Annotated in this window: 19 protein-coding genes, 1 pseudogene and 1 riboswitch; of the genes and pseudogenes, 11 read left to right on the top strand and 9 right to left on the bottom strand. The window is 60.6% G+C overall.

Annotation, left to right across the window (positions count from 1 at the left end):
- The first annotated feature begins 242 nt into the window (after positions 1-242).
- Positions 243-2,567, top strand: coding sequence for an NADP-dependent malic enzyme (locus FHX15_RS10830; RefSeq protein ID WP_184396655.1), 2,325 nt, complete (start codon positions 243-245; stop codon positions 2,565-2,567).
- Positions 2,568-2,613: 46 nt separating this feature from the next.
- Here FHX15_RS10830 and FHX15_RS10825 read toward each other — a convergent pair whose 3' ends face one another.
- Positions 2,614-3,147 carry a ribonuclease H gene (locus FHX15_RS10825; protein ID WP_184396652.1) on the bottom strand — a complete coding sequence of 178 codons (534 nt, stop codon included), beginning with the start codon at positions 3,145-3,147 and terminating at the stop codon, positions 2,614-2,616.
- Between the two features lie 195 nt (positions 3,148-3,342).
- On the opposite strand from FHX15_RS10825, the gene FHX15_RS10820 reads away from it, so the two are divergent.
- Positions 3,343-4,425 carry a DUF2865 domain-containing protein gene (locus tag FHX15_RS10820; RefSeq protein WP_184396649.1) on the top strand — a complete coding sequence of 361 codons (1,083 nt, stop codon included), beginning with the start codon at positions 3,343-3,345 and terminating at the stop codon, positions 4,423-4,425.
- Positions 4,426-4,429: 4 nt separating this feature from the next.
- Here FHX15_RS10820 and bluB read toward each other — a convergent pair whose 3' ends face one another.
- Entirely contained in the window at positions 4,430-5,116 is a 687-nt protein-coding gene (gene bluB, locus FHX15_RS10815; RefSeq protein ID WP_184396646.1) for a 5,6-dimethylbenzimidazole synthase, read from the bottom strand.
- 41 nt (positions 5,117-5,157) lie between these two features.
- Positions 5,158-5,349, bottom strand: a riboswitch (cobalamin riboswitch).
- Positions 5,350-5,663: 314 nt separating this feature from the next.
- Here bluB and FHX15_RS10810 point away from each other — a divergent pair.
- Positions 5,664-6,731, top strand: coding sequence for a 3-deoxy-7-phosphoheptulonate synthase (locus tag FHX15_RS10810; protein ID WP_184396643.1), 1,068 nt, complete (start codon positions 5,664-5,666; stop codon positions 6,729-6,731).
- 84 nt (positions 6,732-6,815) lie between these two features.
- On the opposite strand, the gene FHX15_RS10805 is transcribed toward FHX15_RS10810, so the two are convergent.
- Genes FHX15_RS10805 through FHX15_RS10795 form a run of 4 tightly spaced genes read right to left on the bottom strand, consistent with a single transcriptional unit; the run spans position 6,816 to position 10,097 of the window.
- Entirely contained in the window at positions 6,816-7,244 is a 429-nt protein-coding gene (locus tag FHX15_RS10805) for a hypothetical protein (RefSeq protein ID WP_184396640.1), read from the bottom strand.
- 60 nt (positions 7,245-7,304) lie between these two features.
- Positions 7,305-7,517: a DUF6719 family protein gene (locus tag FHX15_RS31760; protein WP_409527006.1), complete on the bottom strand. Its 213-nt coding sequence runs from the start codon at positions 7,515-7,517 to the stop codon at positions 7,305-7,307.
- A gap of 38 nt (positions 7,518-7,555) precedes the next feature.
- Positions 7,556-8,389: a PD40 domain-containing protein gene (locus FHX15_RS10800; protein ID WP_184396637.1), complete on the bottom strand. Its 834-nt coding sequence runs from the start codon at positions 8,387-8,389 to the stop codon at positions 7,556-7,558.
- A 28-nt stretch (positions 8,390-8,417) separates the two neighbouring features.
- Positions 8,418-10,097, bottom strand: a complete 1,680-nt coding sequence (locus tag FHX15_RS10795) for an NAD+ synthase (RefSeq protein WP_184397171.1) — start codon at positions 10,095-10,097, stop codon at positions 8,418-8,420.
- Positions 10,098-10,295: 198 nt separating this feature from the next.
- Between FHX15_RS10795 and FHX15_RS10790 the strand changes: the two genes are divergently transcribed.
- The 6 genes from FHX15_RS10790 to FHX15_RS10765 all read left to right on the top strand — a co-directional run bounded on the left by FHX15_RS10790 (position 10,296) and on the right by FHX15_RS10765 (position 16,418).
- The gene (locus tag FHX15_RS10790; RefSeq protein WP_184396634.1) at positions 10,296-10,832 is read left to right on the top strand and encodes a DUF1003 domain-containing protein; all 537 of its coding nucleotides are present in this window, start codon (positions 10,296-10,298) and stop codon (positions 10,830-10,832) included.
- Between the two features lie 108 nt (positions 10,833-10,940).
- Positions 10,941-11,579 carry a winged helix-turn-helix domain-containing protein gene (locus FHX15_RS10785; RefSeq protein WP_184396632.1) on the top strand — a complete coding sequence of 213 codons (639 nt, stop codon included), beginning with the start codon at positions 10,941-10,943 and terminating at the stop codon, positions 11,577-11,579.
- Positions 11,576-12,814, top strand: coding sequence for an MFS transporter (locus tag FHX15_RS10780; RefSeq protein WP_184396628.1), 1,239 nt, complete (start codon positions 11,576-11,578; stop codon positions 12,812-12,814). Before FHX15_RS10785 ends, FHX15_RS10780 begins: the two co-directional genes overlap by 4 nt.
- 287 nt (positions 12,815-13,101) lie before the next feature.
- Positions 13,102-13,932, top strand: coding sequence for an alpha/beta fold hydrolase (locus FHX15_RS10775; protein WP_184396625.1), 831 nt, complete (start codon positions 13,102-13,104; stop codon positions 13,930-13,932).
- Positions 13,933-14,254: 322 nt separating this feature from the next.
- Positions 14,255-14,677: a TadE family protein gene (locus FHX15_RS10770; protein ID WP_184396622.1), complete on the top strand. Its 423-nt coding sequence runs from the start codon at positions 14,255-14,257 to the stop codon at positions 14,675-14,677.
- 1 nt (position 14,678) lies between these two features.
- Positions 14,679-16,418: a pilus assembly protein TadG-related protein gene (locus FHX15_RS10765; RefSeq protein ID WP_184396619.1), complete on the top strand. Its 1,740-nt coding sequence runs from the start codon at positions 14,679-14,681 to the stop codon at positions 16,416-16,418.
- Positions 16,419-16,434: 16 nt separating this feature from the next.
- Here the strand turns inward: FHX15_RS10765 and FHX15_RS10760 are convergent, their stop codons facing one another.
- Positions 16,435-16,809, bottom strand: a complete 375-nt coding sequence (locus FHX15_RS10760) for a DUF4440 domain-containing protein (RefSeq protein WP_184396617.1) — start codon at positions 16,807-16,809, stop codon at positions 16,435-16,437.
- Positions 16,810-17,131: 322 nt separating this feature from the next.
- Between FHX15_RS10760 and FHX15_RS31755 the strand changes: the two are divergent.
- Positions 17,132-17,263: pseudogene (locus FHX15_RS31755) on the top strand (HIT family protein); the annotation flags it as partial.
- A gap of 908 nt (positions 17,264-18,171) precedes the next feature.
- On the opposite strand, the gene tyrS reads toward FHX15_RS31755, so the two are convergent.
- Positions 18,172-19,446 (bottom strand): tyrosine--tRNA ligase, encoded by a 1,275-nt coding sequence (gene tyrS / locus FHX15_RS10745; protein WP_246778925.1) that lies wholly within the window; start codon positions 19,444-19,446, stop codon positions 18,172-18,174.
- Between the two features lie 389 nt (positions 19,447-19,835).
- A complete protein-coding gene (locus tag FHX15_RS10740; protein WP_184397169.1) occupies positions 19,836-21,209 on the bottom strand; it encodes a class II 3-deoxy-7-phosphoheptulonate synthase in 1,374 nt (457 codons plus the stop codon).
- Positions 21,210-21,556: 347 nt separating this feature from the next.
- On the opposite strand from FHX15_RS10740, the gene FHX15_RS10735 reads away from it, so the two are divergent.
- Positions 21,557-22,840 carry a TadE/TadG family type IV pilus assembly protein gene (locus tag FHX15_RS10735; RefSeq protein WP_184396609.1) on the top strand — a complete coding sequence of 428 codons (1,284 nt, stop codon included), beginning with the start codon at positions 21,557-21,559 and terminating at the stop codon, positions 22,838-22,840.
- The last annotated feature ends 22 nt before the right edge of the window (positions 22,841-22,862 follow it).

The raw sequence follows: 22,862 nt of genomic DNA, 5'->3' as shown, positions 1-22,862 counted from the left end.
CAAGCCTTTCCGCTCGTGTCCCATCGTTCTTCGTCTCGCCTTCCAAAATCAGACTCGTGTATCAGGAAGATGACAAACCGCAGGAAAGCCCTGCAAAGCCGTTCAGTCCGCTGGCCAATGTCCGCTCCGGTTGACCGTCAGGGCCAAAAAACTTCCCTGCCGCTATTTCCGTACTGTCCAGGCCGGTCGATTGATGTATGGAGGAGTCTTCAAAAGACTTCGAAGGACGATTGGACGCGGCGATGGATCACCAGGATAAAGCCCAGGAAAAGCACAAGACGGACAAAAACCTGACGGGCGGAAGCCTCGATGATCAGGCGCTTTTCTTCCACCGCTATCCACGCCCCGGCAAGCTGGAAATCCAAGCAACCAAGCCGCTCGGCAACCAGCGCGATCTGGCGCTTGCCTATTCTCCCGGCGTTGCCGCCCCCTGCCTCGCCATTCGCGACAATCCTGAAACTGCGGCCGATTATACATCGCGCGCCAACCTCGTTGCCGTCATCTCCAATGGCACCGCCGTGCTCGGCCTCGGCAATATCGGCCCGCTGGCTTCCAAGCCCGTCATGGAAGGCAAGGCTGTTCTCTTCAAGAAATTCGCCAATATCGACGTCTTCGATATCGAAGTGGATGCGACCGACGTTGATCAGATGGTCGCGACCGTCGCCTCGCTGGAGCCGACCTTCGGCGGCATCAATCTTGAGGATATCAAGGCGCCGGAATGCTTCCGCATCGAGAAGCAGCTGCGCGAGAAGATGAAGATCCCGGTCTTCCATGACGACCAGCATGGCACCGCGATCATTGTTGCCGCCGCCATCCTCAACGGCCTCGAACTCGCCGGCAAGAAGATCGATGAGGTGAAGATCGTCGCCTCCGGCGCCGGTGCCGCCGCCCTTGCCTGTCTCAACCTGCTGGTGACACTCGGCGCAAAACTCGAAAACATCTGGGTCCACGATCTCGAAGGCCTCGTCTATGAAGGCCGCGTCGAGCTGATGGACGAGTGGAAGGCCATCTACGCCCAGAAGAGCGACACGCGCACGCTTGCCGAAAATATCGGCGGCGCCGACGTCTTCCTCGGCCTGTCCGCCGCCGGCGTGCTGAAGCCGGAGCTCCTGGCGCAGATGGCCGAAAAGCCGCTGATCATGGCCCTTGCCAATCCGACGCCGGAGATCATGCCGGACCTTGCCCGCGCTGCACGCCCCGATGCTATGATCTGCACCGGCCGTTCCGACTTCCCGAACCAAGTCAATAACGTCCTCTGCTTCCCCTATATCTTCAGGGGTGCGCTGGACTGCGGCGCCGAGACGATCAACGAGGAAATGAAGATGGCCGCCGTGCGCGCCATCGCAGCGCTCGCCCGCGAGGAGCCGTCCGACGTTGCCGCCCGCGCCTATTCCGGCGAGACGCCCGTCTTCGGCCCCGACTACCTCATCCCCTCACCCTTCGATCCGCGCCTGATCCTGCGCATTGCGCCTGCTGTCGCCAGGGCCGCGGCCGAAAGCGGTGTGGCGCGTCGCCCGATCGCCGATTTCGACGCTTATCTCGATCAGCTGAACCGCTTCGTCTTCCGCTCCGGTTTCGTCATGAAGCCGATCTTCACCGCGGCCAAGGTGGCGGAGCGCAAGCGCGTGATCTTCTCCGAAGGTGAGGACGAGCGTGTGCTGCGTGCCGCCCAGGTGCTGCTCGAAGAAGGCATCGCCGAGCCGATCATCATCGGCCGTCCGCAGGTCATCGAAACGCGCCTGAAGCGCTACGGCTTGCGCATCCGTCCGCTGTCGGATTTCGATGTTATCAACCCCGAGGACGATCCGCGCTTCCGCGAATATGTCGATCTATATTTTTCGCTGGTCGGCCGCCGCGGCGTCATTCCGGAAGCAGCCCGCACCATCGTGCGCACCAATACGACCGTCATCGGTGCCTTGGCACTCAAGCGCGGCGAGGCTGATGCGCTGATCTGCGGTCTGGAAGGCCGTTATGAAAAGCACCTGCGCGACGTGCGCCAGATCATCGGCAAGCGTCCGAACGTGCGTGATTTCTCTGCACTCAGCCTGATGATCTCGCAGCGCGGCGCAACCTTCTTCACCGACACCTACGTGACTTTCAACCCGACAGCGGAAGAAATCGCCGAGGCAACGGTACTGGCAGCAGAAGAAATCAAGCGTTTCGGCATCACGCCGCGCGCCGCCCTCGTCTCGCATTCGAATTTCGGCTCGCGCGAATCCGAAAGCGCCACCAAGATGCGCAATGCCCTGCAGCTCGTGCGCGAGGCGGCCCCCGATCTCGAAGTGGATGGTGAAATGCATGGCGAAAGCGCGATCTCCGAAGAGCTGCGTCGCCGCGTCATGCCGCACACGACGCTGAATGACGAAGCCAACCTGCTGGTCTTCCCGAACCTTGATGCCGCCAACATCACGCTCGGCGTCGTCAAGTCGATGACCGATGGCCTGCATGTCGGCCCGATCTTGCTTGGTGCGGCAATGCCAGCCCATATTCTGGCGCCGTCCGTGACCTCGCGCGGCGTCGTCAATATGGCCGCACTTGCTGTCGTCGAGGCATCGCAGCCGGCGTAAGCTCAGCTGCGGCCCTCTGCGAACCACGGCCGTTGGCTTCTGGCTTTCAGGCACGCCGTATTGATCGGCGTCCCTGATCCGACAGCCTATCAGCGCGTTCATTACCTTCAATGCCGGAATGGCCCTTGCACCAGGCAATCGCTATCAGGGGATTCTCTAATAGTTTGATATCGAGGACTTTCCAGAGTTCTGCATCCGATATCGCCCGATTTCTGGCATAACCATTCGGGTTGCTTTTCTTCCAGCCATTGTTCTTCCAGATCGGACGCCAGCTGTTGCAGCCTTCGACGGCGTAGATGGAATCGGACCAGATAACCGCTGCTACGTCCGGTGCGGTGCGGCCGATCCAGATTGCCGCCTCGAGCACGGCGGTCAGTTCCATCGCATTATTGGCGGAATTCTCCGCGCCGCCGAAGCCGGACGCGATTTCGACGCCATTCCGGTACGCGACGAAGGCCCACCCGCCATGCCCGGAACGAGGCTCAAAACAGCCATCCACGAAAACGTGAAGACCGTGCCTGATTTCGGGTATTCCCGACGGCGTTTCAGTGGAGCGGATTTCGACGGGAATACCTGTCATATCTGTTATCTGTCTACCGATAGGCCCGCGCGATTGCAGGAGCGACGGGATGGAAGCGTCAGGCTTGCTGGATAAGATCGCAAAAATGCGCTAGGAATTACGCCAAGCTTATTAAGAGACATACGTTAAGACAAAGCGCGGTGGATTGAAGATGCAATTCACCGATAGATGCTTTTCTTACTCCGGGACGACGTCGTGAAGCGCCGAAACCTGTATCTCGTTTTCTTGCTGGCGCTCGCGGTTCCGGCGCAGGCGCAGACCAATGCGATCTGTGAGGATTTGCGCGGCCGGCTTGCCGACCTGCCCCAATCGATCGGCAATAGTAACGGGGGGGAGATGCGCCAATATGCAGGCGCGCTTACCGAACAGAACCTCGAATTGCGTAAGGTTCGCAGCGATCTGCGCCGGTATGGCTGCACCTCCGGCAGCATGGTCGTCGTCGGCGGCGACAATGCCGACCTCTGCAGCGAGCTGGAGCAGTCCGAAGCCAGGATGGTGGACAATATCCGTTACCTGCAGGGCCGTCGCGACGAACTGCGTCAGTCGGGCGCCGATCCTGCCCGACAGGGGCTGATGGCCGCGCTCGAAGACAATGGCTGCAACAGCGACAGCTTTAGTGAACCGGCACAGGGCGATGCCTATGCGCCTGCTCCTTCCATTGAGGATCAGGCCATGCGCGGCGACACCTTCATTCCGCTCGGCGGCGGCGAACGTTACGGCCTGCCGCGCGCCGAAATGCTCTCACCCGTCAGCACCATTTGCGTGCGCACCTGTGACGGCGGCTTTTTCCCGATCAGTAACAATGCCACCTCGGTCGATTTCGGCCGCGATGCCGCGACCTGCGCCAAGATGTGTCCCGGCGTCGAGACCGAGCTCTATTATCGCGACATTTCCAGCACCGAGGCCGCAAACATGATTTCGACGGCAACGGGTGCCCCCTACGGCGCGATGAAGAATGCTTTCGCTTACAAGACTCGCGCGCCCGGCGAGAAATCCGCGTGCTCCTGCAATCTCAGCGCCTATTACGAGGAAATGCGCAAGAGCAAGACGGCCTCTGCGCCGGCGCCTGAGCCCAAGGGTTCTATCACCACGATCCGAACGGAAGCCCCGAAAGCCGCAGGCGACCCGCCGTCCCCGCAGACACAAGTGCCGGATCGCCCCTATGATCCCGCCAGCAACAAGGTGCGCCAGGTCGGCCCGCAATTCCTGGCCGGCGATCAGGGCAAGATCGATCTCGCCAATCCGGCCGTATCAGGCCCTCAGCCTCAACAGCAGTGAGCGGCTAACGGCCCTGCTGCCCCCAGCCGTCATGGAAAACCAGCTCTTCCAGCGCCACCCGCTGCCGCCAGCCTTTGACCGCCAGTTCCGGTTCCTCGTAGAGCCGGTCGACGAAGCCCGCACAAAGCCAGGCGACGACTTCGATATGATCGGGAATGCCGAGGATTTCCTTGAGGTCACCCTCGCGAAAGATGCTGACCCAGCCGATGCCGACGCCTTCGGCGCGCGCCGCGAGCCACAGGTTCTGGACGGCGCAGACGGTGGAATAGCTGTCCATGCGCGGATTATGCGTGCGCCCGAGCACGACGCTGCCGCTGCGGGTCGGATCGCAGGTCACGCAGATGCCGAGCGGCGCCTCGACGATGCCTTCGAGCTTCAGCGAGCGATAGGCCTGCCGCCGCTCGCCTTCAAACATCAAGGCAGCTTCCTCATTGGCCTTCACGAAGGCATCGCGCACCCGCGCCCGCACCTCGGCGTTCCTGACCAGGATAAAGTTCCATGGCTGCATGAAGCCGACAGAGGGCGCGTGATGCGCCGCCGTCAAAAGCCGGGTCACAAGATCATCCGGCAGGGAATCAGGCTGGAACTGGCTGCGCACGTCGCGCCGCGTCATGATTGCGTGATAGACGGCCTCGCGTTCGGCCGCAGAGAAGCTGGATGCCGGACAAACGGCATCATCAATGGGTCGCATCGTCAAATCCCCAACAACGCAACCGCCCGCCGTCCGCGCGGGTTGGGTCTATCTTGCCAGGCCGGTCTTCTGACTCGGCGTCAGCCACTTGGCCGCAGCCTTCCCGGCCCTGCGGCCAGTGGCGTTCTATGCGGCAAGCGTCGGCCTTACAGCGTTGGGCACGTTCCGGTCTTGCACCGGATTCCCGATTCTCCCGCTTGGAAAGGGCGGGCACCTGACATCAGATCTATGGCGCGGAAACGCCATGGCCGCAAGCCACATGCGACATTCATTTCGCGAATAGACCTGGAGCGGAACTGCTTCTCGGCCCTTGCCCGGTAAGGGACTGTCATCTGTAAAATTCTACGTGACAATTCGTTTCCGGATAGCTACATACCCAGCATGTCGATTTCGTCCGTTTACGCATCGCGATTTTATTCGTACCGCTGCTCCCAGCGGATGCGGGTCTGTGCGTAACCGAAACTGACGCGACGACAACCCGAACAGCCGCTAGTCTACCTGGCGGCTTTTTTGTTCCGCACGGTATGACCAAACAGGAGAGCATACCGTGACTGACACCATTGATGATCTGCGCATCGTCGAGATCACCCCGCTGACCAAGCCTGCCGACATCATCTCGGAAATCCCGCGTGACCGCGCGATTACCAAGACCGTGACCGGCACGCGCGACACGATCCACGACATCCTCACCGGCAAGGACGATCGTCAGCTCGTCGTCATCGGCCCCTGCTCGATCCATGATCCGGCCGCTGCCCGTGAATATGCGTCCCGGCTCGTCGAGCAGCGACGACGCCTGGCCGGCGAGCTCGAAATCGTCATGCGTGTCTATTTCGAAAAACCCCGCACCACCGTCGGCTGGAAAGGCCTGATCAACGACCCGCATCTCGACGGCAGCTACCGTATCGAGGAAGGCCTGCGCCTCGCCCGTCGCCTGCTGCTCGACATCAACGCCATGGGCCTGCCGGCCGGCTGCGAATTCCTCGATACGATCACGCCGCAATACATCGCCGACCTCGTCAGCTACGGCGCCATCGGCGCGCGCACGACCGAAAGCCAGATCCACCGCCAGCTTGCCTCGGGTCTCTCCTGCCCGATCGGCTTCAAGAATGGCACGGATGGCGGCGCGCGCATCGCGCTCGATGCCATCGTCGCAGCCTCTCAGCCCCACCACTTCCCGGCTGTGACCAAGGATGGACAGGCAGCGATTGCCTCCACCACCGGCAACGAGGACTGCCACATCATCCTGCGCGGCGGCAAGCGCCCGAACTACGAGGCTGCCGACGTACAGGCTGTCATCGCCGAGGCCGTCAAGCTCGGCGTCGATCCGCGCATCCTCATCGATGCCAGCCACGCCAACAGCAGCAAGGATCCGATGAACCAGCCGAAGGTCGTCCGTGACGTCGTCGGCCAGATCGTCGCCGGCAACAGCCATATCAAGGGCATGATGATCGAGAGCAACCTCGTCGCCGGCCGCCAGGATCTCGTTCCGGGCAAGCCACTGGTCTACGGCCAGTCGATCACCGACGGCTGTATCGATTGGAATACGTCTGTCGAGGTTCTCGAAGATATCGCCCAAGCCGTGCGCGACCGCCGCAAGGCCGCCGTCGCGGCCTGAAAGCGACACTATCAAGCGCGGCGGGCAGAACACCCGCCGCCCATTCACTGGGAAGTGTAGTGGTCCCTTTGGGCCCGCCCGCCGTCACTCCTGGAGATCGGCATCGTGAACCTTTTTCAAACCGTCACATCCGCCAAGTTCTTTTACGGCGGTGGAAGCCCATTCCCGCACCTGGTTTTCAGACAGTTGCAAGTTCTCGTCTCCATCCTGCGCCAGCTGTTTGATGGTCGCGTCCTGCATTTTTGCGATGGCAGTCTCATACACTGTATAGATCTCAGTTCCAGGTCCGCACCCGTGCTTCTCAAGATATCCCAAAAAGCGTGGCCGCATCGGCTTCGGCTCTGCCATGCAGAGTCTTTCTGCGAGAACATGCATAATCAGCGCGTAATCAAGTGCCATGAAGCGCCCTTCCACCGGCTCATCGGGGGCGTAGCCTCTAGTACATGAGCTTATTGGCGCGGCATGGGCTTCAACGAGCGGCAGCAAGACAAGTATTAGGGCGAAAAATCTCATTCTGATCCTCCTACCCACCGTTAAATCCATAAGTGGACGGCCTGAGTAACAACGCATTGCTCAACGAAACTTTGGTACACATTCGACTTCATTGGGCTGACCAACATGCCCGCCTGTGACGAGCTTCATTTCCGAGGGTGGGCATGAATCGTCGGTGACGATTACCTGTTGCCCTTGCCTGAGCGCGCCCTTGTCAGGAACCTTGTCTACAACCGGGGGACTGCAACTAGCGAGCGCGGACAGACACAATATGAATGGCGCACCACGAGTCATTTGTTATCCCATTCGCCAATAATGGCGGTGCGCCGCTCTCAAGATCTCGCCGGGAAATACCGCACATAAGCGAATTCATCGCCTTCGGGCGACCAGTTCGGCACATTGACCGTGCCCTGCCCGCCGAAGAGCTCAAATAGCGTCGTCAGGTTGCTGCCATCCATGTCCATCATCCTGAGCCGCACATTCAGATCACGCGGATGGTCGAAGACATTAGGATCGTAGGAGAGGATCAGCACCTTGTCGTTGTTGGGCGACGGATGGGCAAACCAGTTGCCGTAATTATCCGATGTCACCTGCTGGAGACCCGTGCCGTCGGGGTGGATGCGCCAGATCTGCATCAGTCCGGTGCGGCTGGAATTGAAGTAGATCCACTGTCCGTCCGCCGACCAGTCCGGGCCGTCATTGCGGCCTTCGCCATGCGTCAGCCGCTTCTCCTCGCCGCCGTCGACCGAGATCGTGTAGATGTCGAAGACGTCGTTGCGGATGCCGCAATAGGCAAGCTCGCGCCCGTCGGGCGACCAGCCGTGCCAGTAGGACGGCAGGTTCTTGGTGATCAGCCGCGGCTTGCCGCCCTCGATCGGCAGGATATAAATTGCCGACTTGCCGAACTCGGTCTTGTCGGAAATCACGATCTCCTCGCCGTCAGGCGAAATGCCGTGGTCGTTGTTGCAGTGAACCGCAAAGCCGGTATCGACCCGCTCCACCAGGTCGCTGCCGTCGAGACGCAGCCGATAGAGCAGCCCGTCGCCATTGATCAGCAGATAGGCGCCGTCACGGGAAAAGTTCGGCGCCTCCACTAGCGCTTCGGTCTGCCAGACGACGCGGCTTTCGCCGCGCCTCACGTTGTAGATCTCCACCGAACTGCGCATGTATCCCTCCCCAGATCCTTGAGGCGTCTCAGCGATCCCGGAATCGGTTGGTGATCGGGTAGCGCCGGTCGCGGCCGAAATTCTTCTTCGTGATCTTCACGCCCGGAGCCGACTGGCGGCGCTTGTATTCGGCGAGGTAGAGCAGATGTTCGATGCGGTGCACCGTATCGACATCATGGCCGCGCGCCACGATCTCCTCGACGCCCATTTCCCGCTCGACCAGACATTCGAGAATGTCGTCCAGAACAGGATAAGGCGGCAGCGAATCCTGGTCCTTCTGATCAGGGCGGAGCTCGGCTGACGGCGCCTTGTCGATGATATTTTGCGGAATGACCGCGCCCGAAGGGCCGAGCGCATCCGGCGGCACATTCTCGTTGCGCCAGCGGGCCAGCGCATAGACCTGCATCTTGTAGAGGTCCTTGATCGGGTTGAAGCCGCCGTTCATGTCGCCGTAAAGCGTCGCATAGCCGACAGACATTTCCGACTTGTTGCCTGTCGTGACCACCATCGAGCCGAACTTGTTGGAGATCGCCATCAGGATCGTCCCGCGCGCACGGCTCTGCAGATTCTCCTCGGTAATGCCGCTGTTCGTGCCCTCAAAGAGGTTTGAGAGCGCCGAAGAGAACCCGGTCACCGGTCCTTCGATCGGCACGATGTCGTAGCGGCAGCCGAGCGCCTTGGCACAATCGGCCGCGTCCTTCAGCGAGTCCTCTGACGTATAGTGATAGGGCAGCATGACGGTGCGCACCCGTTCTTCGCCGAGCGCATCGACGGCAATCGCCGCGCAGATCGCCGAATCGATACCGCCCGAGAGCCCGAGCACGACATTCTTGAAACCGTTCTTATTCACATAATCGCGGAAACCGAGCAGGCAGGCGCGGTAATCGGCTTCTTCGCTTTCGGGTATGCGGGCCATCGGCCCTTGCGAGCAATGCCAGCCGTTTTCGGTGCGTTTCCAGGTGATCACGGCCAATGCCGTTTCGAACTGGCTGAGCTGGAAGGCGAGCGACTTGTCGGCATTGAAGGCGAAGCTTGCGCCGTCGAAGACGAGCTCGTCCTGGCCGCCGAGCTGGGCGGCATAAACCATCGGCAGGCCGGTTTCGATGACCTGCTTCAGCACCACCTGATGGCGGATATCGACCTTGCCGCGATAATAGGGCGAACCGTTCGGCACGAGCAGGATTTCCGCGCCGCTTTCGGCTAGCGTCTCGCAGACGCCGAGATCGCCCCAGATATCTTCGCAAATCGGAATGCCGATGCGCACGCCACGGAAATTCACCGGCCCCGGCATGGCGCCCTGATCAAAGACGCGCTTCTCGTCGAACTCGCCGTAATTCGGCAGGTCGATCTTGTCTCTGATCGCGATGACCTTGCCGCCATCGAGAACGGCGACGGAATTATAGCGGCCCGTTTCGTCCTGGCGCGGGAAGCCGATGACGACGCCCGGTCCGCCATCGGCGGTGTCGGCCGCAAGGCTTTCCACAGCCTTCCAGCAGGCGCGAATGAAGGCCGGCTTCAGAACCAGATCTTCCGGCGGATAACCGGAGATGAAAAGCTCGGTCATCATCAAAAGATGTGCGCCCTGCCGCGCCGCATCGGCGCGCGCCTCGCGCGCCTTGGCAAGGTTTCCGGCGACATCGCCCACTGTCGGGTTCAGTTGGGCGATGGCGATGTTGAACGTTTGGGAGAGAGCATTTTCCTGTGTCATGCCATTCATTTAGTCCGCCCCGTCGTGCACGGCAATAAGCCGCTTGAAAAGCCGTAGCCATCCGCCGCAAAAATTTGATGAAGGCGGGACTGTCCTTGCTTCATCCCTCAGTTTGCCTTGCGTGACGCCGATACACATTGCAATTTGCAGCGACGGCGGAATACTGCGCCCAATTCGATCCATTCTCGGGGCAATGCCATGCATAATCTTCCAAATTTCGTTCACCTGCATTTCGGCAAGCCGGCCGAAGAACTGGGCGACATAGAAAAGCGCGTTCTCGCCAAGGCCCATGAGCGCAAGATCATCTCCACCGACGTCAATGCCGCCTTTTCCGCCGAAGCCTCTTTCGGTGAGCGGCTGGCTGACAGTATCGCGCGCGTCGGCGGCTCCTGGTCTTTCATTCTGGCCTTCCTCGCCTTCCTTGTCGTCTGGACGATCGTCAACACGGTCATCCTGCTGAGCAGGGCCTTCGATCCCTACCCCTTCGTCTTCCTGAACCTCATCCTTTCCATGCTGGCCGCCATCCAGGCGCCGATCATCATGATGTCGCAGAACCGGCAGGCCGAACGCGACCGTTTCGAAGCCGCCAAGGATTATGAGGTGAACTTGAAGGCCGAGCTCGAGGTTCTGTCGCTGCACCAGAAGATCGACATGCGGGTGCTGACGGAACTGACCGCACTGCGCGAGGACGTTTCCCGGCTGAACGCCATCCTCGCAGAGCGCGGGCAAGCCTGAAACTGCTGAAACAGAAAGACTAAACGTTTGAGATAGCGCGCAATCCCAAGTTTTCAACTTTGCAAAGAAATATTTGCAAAGGTTCGTTTGCAGTGCTAGGCTGCCGCGATGAAAACACCTGTCCCTACATCAGCGGCAGCGACATCCCGCAGCGTTAGCCAGATCGTCCCTGATGTTACCGCGCTTAAGGCGCTCGCCCATCCCGTTCGTTTGCGCATGCTCGGCATGCTCCGCGTCGACGGCCCCGCCACGGCAACGCAGCTTGCCGCACGGCTCGGCCTCAACAGCGGCGCAACGAGCTATCATTTGCGTCAGCTGGCCCAGTACGGCTTCATCGAGGATGCGCCGGGACCGTCGCGCCGTGATCGCTGGTGGAAGGCGTGCCACGAGCTCACCTCGGTAAGGCCGGCGGAAACCGAAGGCGAAGCCTTCGATATGGATGTTGCCTTCGCACAGGCGGTCCTCTCACAGCAGGTCGGCCAGATGCAGAAGGCGGCAGAGGAATATGCCGAGCTGCCGCTCGAATGGCGCAAGGCCAGCACCGCAAGCGACATTATCATTCCGCTGACCTCCGAACAGGCCGAGGCGCTGACGAAACGGCTGAACGATATCCTCCTGGAAGCAATGAGCGAGGCCCCGCCGCTGGGCGAACCCTTGCCATCGGGCACGGTGCCCTTCACGGTCATGTTGCACGCCTTTCCCTATCCGGGCCGTTTGCCCCATGGCGAGGAAGGGAGCGAGCCATGAGCCGTCGCCCCTTCGTCGCGCTTGCGATTGCCGAAACCCTCTCCCTTTCCGGCACGCGGCTTTCGGGTGTCGCCATCCCCTGGCTGGTGCTGAGCACGACGGGCAGTCCCCTGCTGACCGGCCTCGTCGCCATGATGGAGATGCTGCCTTATGTCGTTGCCAAGGCGCTCGGCGGCCCGCTGATCGATCGCCTGGGTCCCAAGCGCATTGCCATCCTCTGCGACAGCGCCTCGGTGATTGCGGTCGGCTTCTTGCCGCTGCTGCATCTCCTCGACCTGCTCACCATGCCTCTCCTGCTTCCCATCGTCTTCGCCATGGGCGTGCTACGCGGCCCCTCGGATGCCGCCAAACAATCCATGGTACCAAATATTGCCGAGCTCGCTTCCGTGCCGCTGGAGCGTGTCACTGGTGTCGTTGGCGCCATCGAGCGACTCGCATCGACCGCCGGGGCGGCAGGCGCGGGCGCGCTGATTGCCCTCGTCGGCCCGAGTCAGGCGCTTACCGTCAACGCCCTCACCTTCGCCGCATCCGCCCTGATCGTTGCGATCGGCATCCCCGTTTCTCCGCGTGCTCCTAAGGCCGAAGCAGCCGGCATCCTCGCCTACGGCCGGGAACTGGCCGAAGGCTGGCACTTCATGCGCCGAGACGGGGTGCTCGTCGCGATCGTCCTGATGGTGGCGACGACCAATCTGCTCGATCAGGCCTACTTTGCCGTCCTGCTGCCGGTCTGGACACAGCATTCCGGCCAAGGCGCCGCCCTGCTCGGCGCCTTGTTTGCCATCTTCTTCGGCGCCTCCATGATCGGCGCGGCGATTGCCGCTCTGATCGCCGATCGTATGCCGCGCCTTCTCGTCTACACGGTCGCCTTTCTGCTCGCAGGATTTCCGCGCTTTTTTGTCTTTGCGGTGGATTCACCCCTCGCTACGATTTTCGCAATTCTTGCGGTTGGCGGCCTCGCCTCGGGCTTTCTCAATCCGATCATCAACGCGGTATTGTTCGAGCGCATTCCGAAGCCGCTGTTGGGCCGTGTTACCTCGTTGAACGCTGCGCTCTGCTGGGCGCTCATTCCCTTTGGTGGCCTGGTCGGCGGCGCTTTGATCGATGCATCGGGCCTGTCCGCCGCAATGCTTATCACCGGCCTCGCCTATCTCGCTGTCACGCTTGCTCCACTCGCGCATGGCAGCCTCCGCGGTTTCGACAGGAAAAAGCTTGCGGATAACATAGTGTCTTCCTGAGGTTCATACGTCTTATGGCGCATTGCCGTCATGATAGCTTTGCATCAATTTACGACGGTCAATTCGCATCCTCGCCGGAAGTGGGTCAGCGTGTCTTCGTCGAAGAGGCGCGAAGAAGCCCACACGGAGGTGATCATGCCCACACCTATGAATAGACGCAGCATGCACTGACGGCAGATGCCATGCGGCGAGACGTTCTCCGGCAGGCGCCGCAATTACGGCCAGCGCCTGTCGAAAGCCACCCTTGCCACGACCAGTCCACATCACCAGAAAATCGGAGCCAAACCATGCCTTTCATCAAGACTACGGACGGAACTGAAATCTTCTATAAGGATTGGGGTTCGAAGAATGACCAGCCGATCGTCTTCCATCACGGCTGGCCGCTCAGCGCCGACGATTGGGACAACCAGATGATGTTTTTCCTCGAAAAGGGTTTCCGCGTCATCGCCCATGATCGCCGCGGCCATGGCCGTTCCACCCAGACCTTTGACGGCAACGAGATGGACACCTACGCGGCCGATGTCGCCGCACTGACGGATGCCCTTGACCTTAAGAATGCCATCCATGTCGGCCATTCCACGGGCGGAGGCGAAGTCGTCCATTACGTTGCCCGCGCCAAGGAAGGCCGCGTCGCCAAGGCTGTCATCATCGGTGCGGTGCCGCCTGTCATGGTCAAGTCGGACAAGAACCCCGGCGGCCTGCCGCTCGAAGTCTTCGATGGCTTCCGCGCGGCCCTCGTCGCCAACCGCGCGCAGTTCTTCCTCGATATCCCGACCGGCCCCTTCTACGGCTTCAACCGTCCAGGCGCCAAGGTCAGCCAAGGCGTGATCGAAAACTGGTGGCGTCAGGGCATGATGGGCGGCGCCAAGGCCCATTACGATTGCATCAAGGCTTTCTCGGAAACCGACTTCACCGACGACCTCACGAAGATCACCGTTCCTGTTCTCGTCATGCATGGCGACGACGACCAGATCGTCCCCTATGCCGACTCCGCACCGCTTTCCGCCAAGCTGCTCAAGAACGGCACGCTGAAGACCTATCCCGGCTTCCCGCACGGCATGTGCACCACGCATCCTGAAATCATCAACCCGGACCTCTTGGCCTTCATCCAGGGCTGAGGTGTCTTCGTCAATACCGGGAGGCGCAACCTCGCTCCCCTAACACGACGTCATCCTCGGCCTTGTGCCGAGGATGTACTACGGATCGGCGCGCCCTGTGTGCATTACAACCACCGGTAGCAGATGCTCGGCACAAGGCCGAACATGACGGAAGAAATATTTCCTTCTCAACCAGTCCCGGCTCAAATCAAAGCGCTCGCTGTCGCGTCATTTCTTGCGAATACAGCCAATACGTTTATTAGCTAAAGCAAAATTAACAAATGCTGATTTACAGTCTCAACGGCTGGTCGAGAACGGAGCTCGGCAGCAAGCGAGGTGAAACATGAAGCTGTATCGCCGTTTCCACGCCAATAGTGCAGGCGCCGCCGCCATCGAATTTGCGATCATCGCGCCGCTCTTCATCCTGATCGTGCTGACGATGATCGCCTACGGTATCTATCTCAGCGCAGCCCATTCCATTCAGCAATTGACGGCCGATGCCGCGCGCACGGCTGTCGCTGGTCTCACCAGCCAGGAACGCACACAGCTCGTCAGCGACTTCATTTCCCGATCGACCATCGACCACCCGCTGCTCGACCGCTCGAAGCTGCAGGTCAGCGTTACCACCGATCCGACAAATGCCAACCAGTTCACCGTCTCTGCGACCTATGACGCGTCCAACCTTCCGATTTGGAATCTCTACACATTTCCCCTGCCCGACCACGTGATCCATCGTTTCGCCACGATCCGGATGGGGGGCATCTGAGATGTCGAGATTTTGTGCCTGGCCGGCCCGCTTCGCGGTCGATGCGGGGGGCAATATTGCCATCACCTCGGCCCTCTGCGCGCCGCTCGTTCTTTATACGCTCGGCCTCGGCATCGACTACGGCATGATGACGCTGCAGCAGCGCCGCCTGCAGGAATTGAGCGATCTCGGCGCTATCGTCGCCGCCTCCGATATCAACCACGCGGCCCAGAACCTCGTCACCAATTTCAGCCAGAACGGCTTGAACGTCGCCGTCAAAACCGCAAACGGCTATGAAACAAAACAGGGCGTAAAGCAGCTTTCGGGAGCCGACCTCGAGACATTCGATGCTGTCGCAAACCTGGTGCCGGGCACCTATGTCGCCGATATGTCCATGGCACTCGGCAGCCGGTTCTCCCCCGGTATACAGCCTTACGACGCAGCGAGAGTGGATCTCAGCCAGAAGGCCGAGCTGGCATTTGCCGCCATCTTCGCCTCTGCGCCGACCCTGAGTGCCACGGGAACGGCCTCCGCCTCGAAGCTCGTCGCCTTTTCCATCGGCTCGCGGCTTGCGAGCCTCAATGACGGCGTGCTGAATGAGCTGCTCGGAAGCCTGCTCGGCACCACGATTTCCCTCAAGGTCGCCGATTACACCGCACTTGCAGCTGCCAATGTCGAGTTGCTCTCCTTCCTCGATACTCTGGCGACCGATCTCAATCTTACCGCCGGCAGCTATGACGATGTGCTGGCGACGGAGATCTCCTACCCTCGCCTGCTCACAACGCTGAAGAAAACCCGCGGCTTGACATCCACGACAACCAAGGCGCTCGATGCCATCGAGAAGGCACTCGGCACCACGCAGGTCAAACTGAAGCTGGAAGACCTTTTGAACCTTGGCACGACGGGCGAGAGGCTTATTGGCAGCGGCTCGCATCTTTCCGTCGATGCCGGTGTGATGGATATCCTCTCAGCCGCCGCGATCGCCGCCAACCAGAAGAAGCAGGTCGCCGTCAATCTGAATACCGCCATCCCCGGTCTTGCCGCCGCGAAGCTCACGCTTGCGATCGGCGAGCCGCCGAAGGAGATGGCCTCCAATGCCGTCGGCACGACCGGCACTGCCGTGCGCACTGCCCAGGTGCGGCTCGCAATCGAGGTGAACGCTCTCGGCATTGGCTCGATTGCAGGCATCAAACTGCGCGTGCCGCTCTATGTCGAAGCCGCCTATGCTGAGGCCAAGCTCGCGAATGTGTCCTGCCTTGGCGCGACTGCTCAGAACGCCAATGTCGGCATTGATGTCGTGCCCGGTGTCGCCGAACTCGATCTCGGCGATGTCGACACCAGCGCTTTTGCCAATTTCGGCAGCAAGCCGCGCGTCTCCCGCGCCAAGATCATCGACGCCACGCTGCTCAGCGTCTCCGCGCTCGCCGAGGTCAACGTCACCAACCAGAGCAAGACCCGGCTGACCTTCCAGCCACAGGATATCGCTGCCAAGACCATCAAGAATGTCTCGACTAAGGATACACTGACCTCGACCGTCGCCACCCTGCTCGCCAACACCGATATCCAGGTCACCATCCTCGGCCTTGGCATCGGCCTGCCGAAATCGGCCATTCAGGGTGCCGTCGCCGATACGCTGGCCGGCCTCACCAAGCCCCTCGACGAGTTGCTCTTCAACACCCTGACCCTACTCGGCATCAAGATCGGCGAAGCCGATGTGCGGGTCACGGATGTGCGATGCCAGCAGTCGGTATTGGTGCAATAGAGGGCGGCGCGTCAGGTCACGCCATGGGCGTGCCTTGATGGAAGACGATTTTCCAACCTTCCTCAGCGCGACGCCAGATCGTCGAATGGCGCGTAATGCGCTGCGGCTCTTCAAGCGTGTAGGACAGAAGGTAGAGCCCGTCTGCCAGCACTGTTATGGTGAAATCCCGGCAGGGCCAATCATGCGGCTCCGGGCCGTTCTCGTATCGCGCAAGCGATGTTTCGATAACATAGCCGCGCTGATAGACTTTCCCGCTCGCGCCAATTTGCCAGAAGTCGTCGTCGATCATCCGCTCGAGCTCGGCCCGCGAGGTGCCGAACTCCCGCCGGTGGAAGATCGGCTCGCGGGCAGCAAGGTCTCTAAGGATTTGGTCAAGATCGAGGTCGCTCATGCCGCCAGAATGCATGGGCCGACGGGCGACTGCAACGCGAAAAGCCGCTTTGACAGGCACGTGAGAAAATGCGGCCGGCTGTCGAGCCTGTCGCCGAGCGGGGACTATTCCCGAAGATCGCGATCATTGCGGTGCCCAGATCGTCGAGGGCTGCCGCCTGATCGGGCCCAACCATTGCATCGCGGTATGTTCATCGCCAAACAGGACAGGCTCTGCCCCGACCGCGGATCAATGTCACCTCCCTTGCCCTTGCCGAAGCACGTCATCTTCAGCCACTGTGCGAAACCGCGCGGCTGCCCCGCGTGCGATGGAGGAGCTGTCCATGGAAATTCCCGAGCAATTCCATGTATGCGAAACGACCGGCTGGCTCGTGAACCATCGCATCAATTCCGCCCTTCCCGGCTATCTCATGATCAGCTCCCGAAGTTTCACCAATGATCTCTCGGAACTTTCTCTGGCGCGAGTTTGGCGAACGGACCGAGCCGCCGCCGATCGAAGGACCATCCGTGACCGAGACGATCGAATTGCTGAGAAAGGCAATGCGCGCATGATATTTGCAGATGAAGCGTTTAGCATACCCATCGACCACATCCATTGCCGTCTTTCGGGGGAATTCCAGCTCGCCGCAGCAGTAGAGGCAGAGCGGAAGTCGGTCTGGGACCGTCTTCTTGCCAGACATCCTGCCGCCTTTGACGGCCGGCTCCTGCGCATGGCTGCCTACGGTATCGAAGACGGCCGGCTGACCATCACCGCTGAAAGTACATGCTTTTCCGCCTATGTGGCGACCCGCCATCCGGACTTTGCGGCGGCGCACCCGCAGGCTGAACGCGCTGATCCACTTGGTCTCACCGTCGTTTTGATAACGGCAGACCAGCAGGTGATCACTACCAAACGAAGCCTTGCCGCCGAGCAGAATCCCGGTGCCCTCTATTTTGTCGGCGGTTATGCCGAGCCCGCGACCGGCGAAGAAATCGATCTCTTCGACGAGGCTGCCCGTGAACTTGCCGAGGAAATCGCCGTTACCGATATCGAGCGTTCGCGGTCCTATGCCATCGGGCTCGCCTATGATCCCGTCTTCTGCCATCCGGAGCTCCTGCTGCTGATGGCAAGCCGATCCACCGCCGCCGATATCCTCGATGGCGCCCATCACGCGCCAGATCGCAACGAGGCCGCCGAACTCTTCGCGTCACCGCTGAGCGACATCCTGAATGACGACGATTTTCTGCCAGGTGCCCCGCGCACATGGAGCTTCCTCAAGGCCCAGACTTTCCTGCAGCACCATTTCCGCCAGCGCCACTCTCTCTAGAGCGAGTTCCCTTCATCACACCATCTGCGTGACGAAAGGCCTCGCTCCCGAGTGCATCATGGTTCCGGCTGCAGGAGCACGTGTCTCTTCCTGCCGACCGACAGGCGGATGACGCCGTCCCTCATGTCCGCATATCCGAGCTGCATGGTCTCGTCGAGCACAGCGCGGCTATTGACCCGCACGCCGCCGCCAAGCACCAGCCGGCGGCCTTCGCTCTTCGACTTGGCAAGTCCGGACATCACAAGCGCATCCGGCAGCGGCATCCCGTCCTGCAATGCCGCGCCACTCACCCTGACAGTCGGAAGGCCGTCCGCGGTCTCGCCCTCTTCGAACATGCGCCGCGATGTTTCGGAGGCTTCCCCTGCCGCATCTGCGCCATGGCAGAGCCGCGTGACCTCGTCAGCTAGCACCTTCTTCGCCACATTGGCCTCGGCGCCTTGCAGCGCATCCAGCCGCGCGATTTCATCGAGGGGCAGCTCGGTAAAGAGCCGCATGAAACGGCCGACATCGGAATCTTCAGTGTTGCGCCAGAACTGCCAGAATTCGTAGGGCGACAGGCGGTCGGCATTCAGCCAGACCGCCCCGGAGGCACTTTTGCCCATCTTGGCGCCCGAAGACGTGGTCAGCAACGGTGCCGTCAATCCGAACAATGTCCGCCCGCCCGCACGCCGGCCGAATTCCACGCCGCTGAGGATATTGCCCCACTGATCGGAGCCCCCGAGCTGAAGCCGGCAGCCATGCATTTCGGCAAGCACGTGAAAGTCATAGCCCTGCATGACCATGTAGTTGAATTCGAGCAGCGAGAGAGACTGTTCCCGCTCGAGCCGCTGGCGCACGCTTTCTGATGTCAGCATGCGGTTGACCGAGAAATGCGGGCCGACGTCGCGCAGAAAATCCAGGTATTTGAGGCTGCTAAGCCAGTCGGCATTGTTGACCATGAGCGCACTGGTCGGCCCATCGCCGAAGGTCAGAAACCGTTCGAAGATGCGCTTGATACTGGCGAGATTTCGCGCGATCTGCGCCTCGCTCAGCAAGGGACGCGACGTGTCGCGAAAACTCGGATCGCCGAGCCGGGTCGTGGCGCCGCCCATCAGAGCGATCGGTCTGTTGCCGGTCTTCTGGAACCAGCGCAGCATCATGATGGGGATGAGATGTCCGACATGCAGGCTGTCGGCGGTGAGATCGAAGCCGTTATAGGCCGTGCCGATCCCGGCGCTGAGCCAGCTGTCGAGCGCTTCGAGGTCGGTACATTGTTGGATGAAGCCGCGCTCCACGAGGACACGCAGGAACTCCGATCGAAGCTTGGTGGACGACTGAAAATTGATGCTCATAAAAGTCTCCATGAGGGCCGATCAGGCCGGAGACCTTTGCTGAAACACGCCGCCGCCGACCGTGCGGCGTTTCGGGTTTTCGAATAGATGACCGTCGCCGCTCTATGGGAGCAGCGTGTAATACAGGCCGGAAGGGGTCGGTACACAGGTCATGTATCTTGCATATATGGCGGGCGGCATATCGACAAGGGTCTTGTCTCTCCATATCCGCCGGGAACAATCCCCTTGTGTCACTATCCATGACAATGGCGAGGCGGCGTCATCCTCGGCATTGTCTCGAGGATCGGCCGCGTTTGCAGATGTTAGAGACAAGCCCGAACGTTAGACTGGCTCCACAAAACAAAAAGCCCGGCGCTGGGCCGGGCTCCCGATCTCTATCCGCAGTGCTCTCACGCGCTGGCAGCCATCCGCTTCTCATCGCGGCCGCCCTTCATGCGCTCCGCCAGCAGGAACGCCAGTTCGAGCGCCTGGTCGGCATTGAGGCGCGGGTCGCAATGGGTGTGGTAGCGATCCTGCAGGTCCTCGGCGGTGACGGCGCGGGCGCCGCCGGTGCATTCGGTCACGTCCTTGCCGGTCATTTCGATATGGATGCCGCCCGGGTGCGTGCCTTCGGCGCGATGGATCTGGAAGAAGCTTTCGACTTCCGAGAGGATCCGCTCGAAGGGGCGGGTCTTGTAGCTGTTAAGCGTGATCGTGTTGCCGTGCATCGGGTCGCAGGACCAGACGACCTTCCTGCCTTCGCGCTCGACGCCGCGGATAAGCTTCGGCAAGCTGTCGGCGACCTTATCGTGGCCGAAGCGGCAGATCAGCGTCAGGCGGCCGGCCTCGTTGGTCGGGTTCAGCACATCGATCAATTCGATCAGGTTGTCGGGCGTCAACGACGGGCCACATTTCAGGCCGATCGGGTTTTTGATGCCGCGGAAGTATTCCACATGCGCATGGTCGAGCTGGCGCGTCCGGTCGCCGATCCAGATCATGTGGCCTGACGTCGCGTACCAGTCGCCAGACGTGGAATCGACGCGGGTGAGCGCCTCTTCGTAACCCAGCAGCAACGCCTCGTGACTGGTGAAGAAATCGGTCTCCCGCAGGCTCGGATTGTTTTCGGAGGTGATGCCGATCGCCTTCATGAAATCCATGGTTTCGCTGATGCGGTCCGCGAGCTTGCGGTAGCGCTCGCCCTGCGGGCTGTCCTTGACGAAGCCGAGCATCCACTTATGCACGTTTTCGAGATTGGCGTAGCCGCCCATGGCGAAGGCGCGCAGGAGGTTCAGCGTCGCAGCAGATTGGCGGTAGGCGTCGAGCTGGCGTTCCGGGCTCGGGATGCGGGCTTCAGGCGTGAATTCGATACCGTTGACGATATCGCCGCGATAGCTAGGCAAGGAAACGCCATTCTGCGTTTCCATCGGTGCCGAACGCGGCTTGGCGAACTGGCCGGCGATGCGGCCGACCTTCACGACGGGAAGCTGGGCGCCAAAGGTCAGTACGACGGCCATCTGCAGGAAGGCGCGGAAGAAGTCGCGGATATTGTCGGCGCCGTGTTCCAGGAAGCTCTCGGCACAATCGCCGCCCTGCAGCAGGAAGGCGTTGCCCTCAGCCACGTTGGCGAGTGCACTCTTCAGGCGGCGGGCTTCCCCGGCAAAAACGAGCGGCGGATAGGTGGAAAGCACGGCTTCCGTCGCCGCCAGCGCGGCCGCATCGGGATAGTCCGGAACCTGCTGGATTGGCTTGTTCCGCCAGCTGCTCGGGGTCCAATTCTGTGCCATGTCACTCATCTGCTTCCCCACCCGGTCTATCCCGGATGCCTGCCCGTTTAATAGTCCGGCGGCTTATAAACCTTTCGGCTCCCCTTGCCTAGCGCATTCGGCGCCCCAAAAACGCCGGCCTGAAAATCGGAATCGATTTTCAGAAAGCCTGATGTTTGAATTCAAAAGTCAGGATGACCGAATGAGCTCACAGCGCTCCGGCAGGCGTTTCTCCGCTGCTGCAAATGCCCGGCGAACGAGCGGAATAGCTAGCAGTTACAACCATTAAACCGAAATATACCATCCGATTTTCCAGATAATTTAGATTTCCCTTGTAGATCGGACCCTAGATATTAAGGGGATACGGCATGGGCATCCTTTCGTCCACTTTTCTGGCGGACCGATCAGGTAATTTCGGAATCATGACGGCACTTTTGATGGTTCCGCTGGTCGGCACCGCCGGCCTTGCGCTGGACTATGCCCATGCGCTGAGCCTGCGCACCCAGCTCTATGCCGCCGCCGATGCCGCCGCCGTAGGCTCGATTTCCGAAAAATCGGGTGCGGTGGCAGTCGCAATGACCATGCAGGGCAACGGCACCATCTCGGTCGCCAAGACGGACGCTCGCAGCATCTTCTTCTCGCAGATGTCCGGCGAGCTGACCTCGGTGCCGGTGAATTTGAGCATTGACGTCACCAAGACGGCCAACAAACTTAATTCGCAGGTCACCTTCAGCGCCTCCGTGCCCACCACCTTCATGCATGTCCTCGGACAGGACTCGATTACCATATCGGGCACGGCGACGGCGGAATATCAGACCGCCTCCTTCATGGATTTCTACATCCTGCTGGACAATACACCCTCCATGGGCGTCGCCGCGACCCCGACGGATGTTGCCAAGATGGAAGCCAAGACCGGCTGCGCTTTTGCCTGCCATCAGGTGGATAAGAGCGTCAACAATTATACGATTGCTAAGGACCTCGGCGTGGCGATGCGCATCGACGTGGTGCGCCAGGCAACCCAGGCGCTGACCGATACGGCCAAGACTGAGCGCGTCAGCGCCGACCAGTTCCGCATGGGTGTCTACACCTTCGGCACCAAGGCCGAGGATGCCAAGCTGACGACGATCTCAAATCTCACTTCGGATCTGACGACGGTGAAAAACTATACCAACGCCGTCGACCTGATGACCATTCCCTACCAGAATTACAACAGTGACCAGATCACCAGTTTCGACAGCGCCATGACGCAGATGAATACCATCATCGATCCGGCCGGTGACGGAACGTCGAACATCAGTCCTGAGAAAATCCTGTTCTTCGTGGCGGATGGCGTCGGGGACAGTTACAAGCCTTCGACCTGCACCAAGAAGACGACGGGTGGCCGTTGCCAGGAGCCGATAGACACGTCCTTCTGCAAGCCACTTAAGGATCGTGGCGTCAAGATCGCCGTGCTCTACACCACCTACCTGCCGCTGCCGAGCAACAACTGGTACAATACCTGGATTAAGCCCTTCCAGAACGAGATACCCTCACGCATGGCCGCCTGCGCCTCGCCGGGCCTCTATTTCGAAGTGACGCCGACCGAGGGCATTGCCGATGCGATGAAGGCGCTGTTCTTCAAGGTCATCCGCGCGCCGCGCCTGACGAGCTGACCAACTGCGACTGGCCCTTTAT

Origin of the sequence: Rhizobium sp. BK650 (genome assembly GCF_014195325.1) — a bacterium.
Lineage (GTDB): Bacteria > Pseudomonadota > Alphaproteobacteria > Rhizobiales > Rhizobiaceae > Rhizobium.
This window is presented reverse-complemented; position numbering and strand designations above follow the sequence as displayed.

Coding starts and splice junctions, on each gene's coding strand:
- FHX15_RS10825 (WP_184396652.1), bottom strand. CDS start 3,147: ATGACAGGTATTCCCGTCGAAATCCGCTCCACTGAAACGCCGTCGGGA.
- bluB (WP_184396646.1), bottom strand. CDS start 5,116: ATGCGACCCATTGATGATGCCGTTTGTCCGGCATCCAGCTTCTCTGCG.
- FHX15_RS10765 (WP_184396619.1), top strand. CDS start 14,679: ATGTCGAGATTTTGTGCCTGGCCGGCCCGCTTCGCGGTCGATGCGGGG.
- FHX15_RS31760 (WP_409527006.1), bottom strand. CDS start 7,517: ATGACTCGTGGTGCGCCATTCATATTGTGTCTGTCCGCGCTCGCTAGT.
- tyrS (WP_246778925.1), bottom strand. CDS start 19,446: ATGAGCATCAATTTTCAGTCGTCCACCAAGCTTCGATCGGAGTTCCTG.
- FHX15_RS10830 (WP_184396655.1), top strand. CDS start 243: ATGGATCACCAGGATAAAGCCCAGGAAAAGCACAAGACGGACAAAAAC.
- FHX15_RS10760 (WP_184396617.1), bottom strand. CDS start 16,809: ATGAGCGACCTCGATCTTGACCAAATCCTTAGAGACCTTGCTGCCCGC.
- FHX15_RS10780 (WP_184396628.1), top strand. CDS start 11,576: ATGAGCCGTCGCCCCTTCGTCGCGCTTGCGATTGCCGAAACCCTCTCC.
- FHX15_RS10785 (WP_184396632.1), top strand. CDS start 10,941: ATGAAAACACCTGTCCCTACATCAGCGGCAGCGACATCCCGCAGCGTT.
- FHX15_RS10800 (WP_184396637.1), bottom strand. CDS start 8,389: ATGCGCAGTTCGGTGGAGATCTACAACGTGAGGCGCGGCGAAAGCCGC.
- FHX15_RS10790 (WP_184396634.1), top strand. CDS start 10,296: ATGCATAATCTTCCAAATTTCGTTCACCTGCATTTCGGCAAGCCGGCC.
- FHX15_RS10735 (WP_184396609.1), top strand. CDS start 21,557: ATGGGCATCCTTTCGTCCACTTTTCTGGCGGACCGATCAGGTAATTTC.
- FHX15_RS10775 (WP_184396625.1), top strand. CDS start 13,102: ATGCCTTTCATCAAGACTACGGACGGAACTGAAATCTTCTATAAGGAT.
- FHX15_RS10770 (WP_184396622.1), top strand. CDS start 14,255: ATGAAGCTGTATCGCCGTTTCCACGCCAATAGTGCAGGCGCCGCCGCC.
- FHX15_RS10795 (WP_184397171.1), bottom strand. CDS start 10,097: ATGACACAGGAAAATGCTCTCTCCCAAACGTTCAACATCGCCATCGCC.
- FHX15_RS10740 (WP_184397169.1), bottom strand. CDS start 21,209: ATGGCACAGAATTGGACCCCGAGCAGCTGGCGGAACAAGCCAATCCAG.
- FHX15_RS10805 (WP_184396640.1), bottom strand. CDS start 7,244: ATGAGATTTTTCGCCCTAATACTTGTCTTGCTGCCGCTCGTTGAAGCC.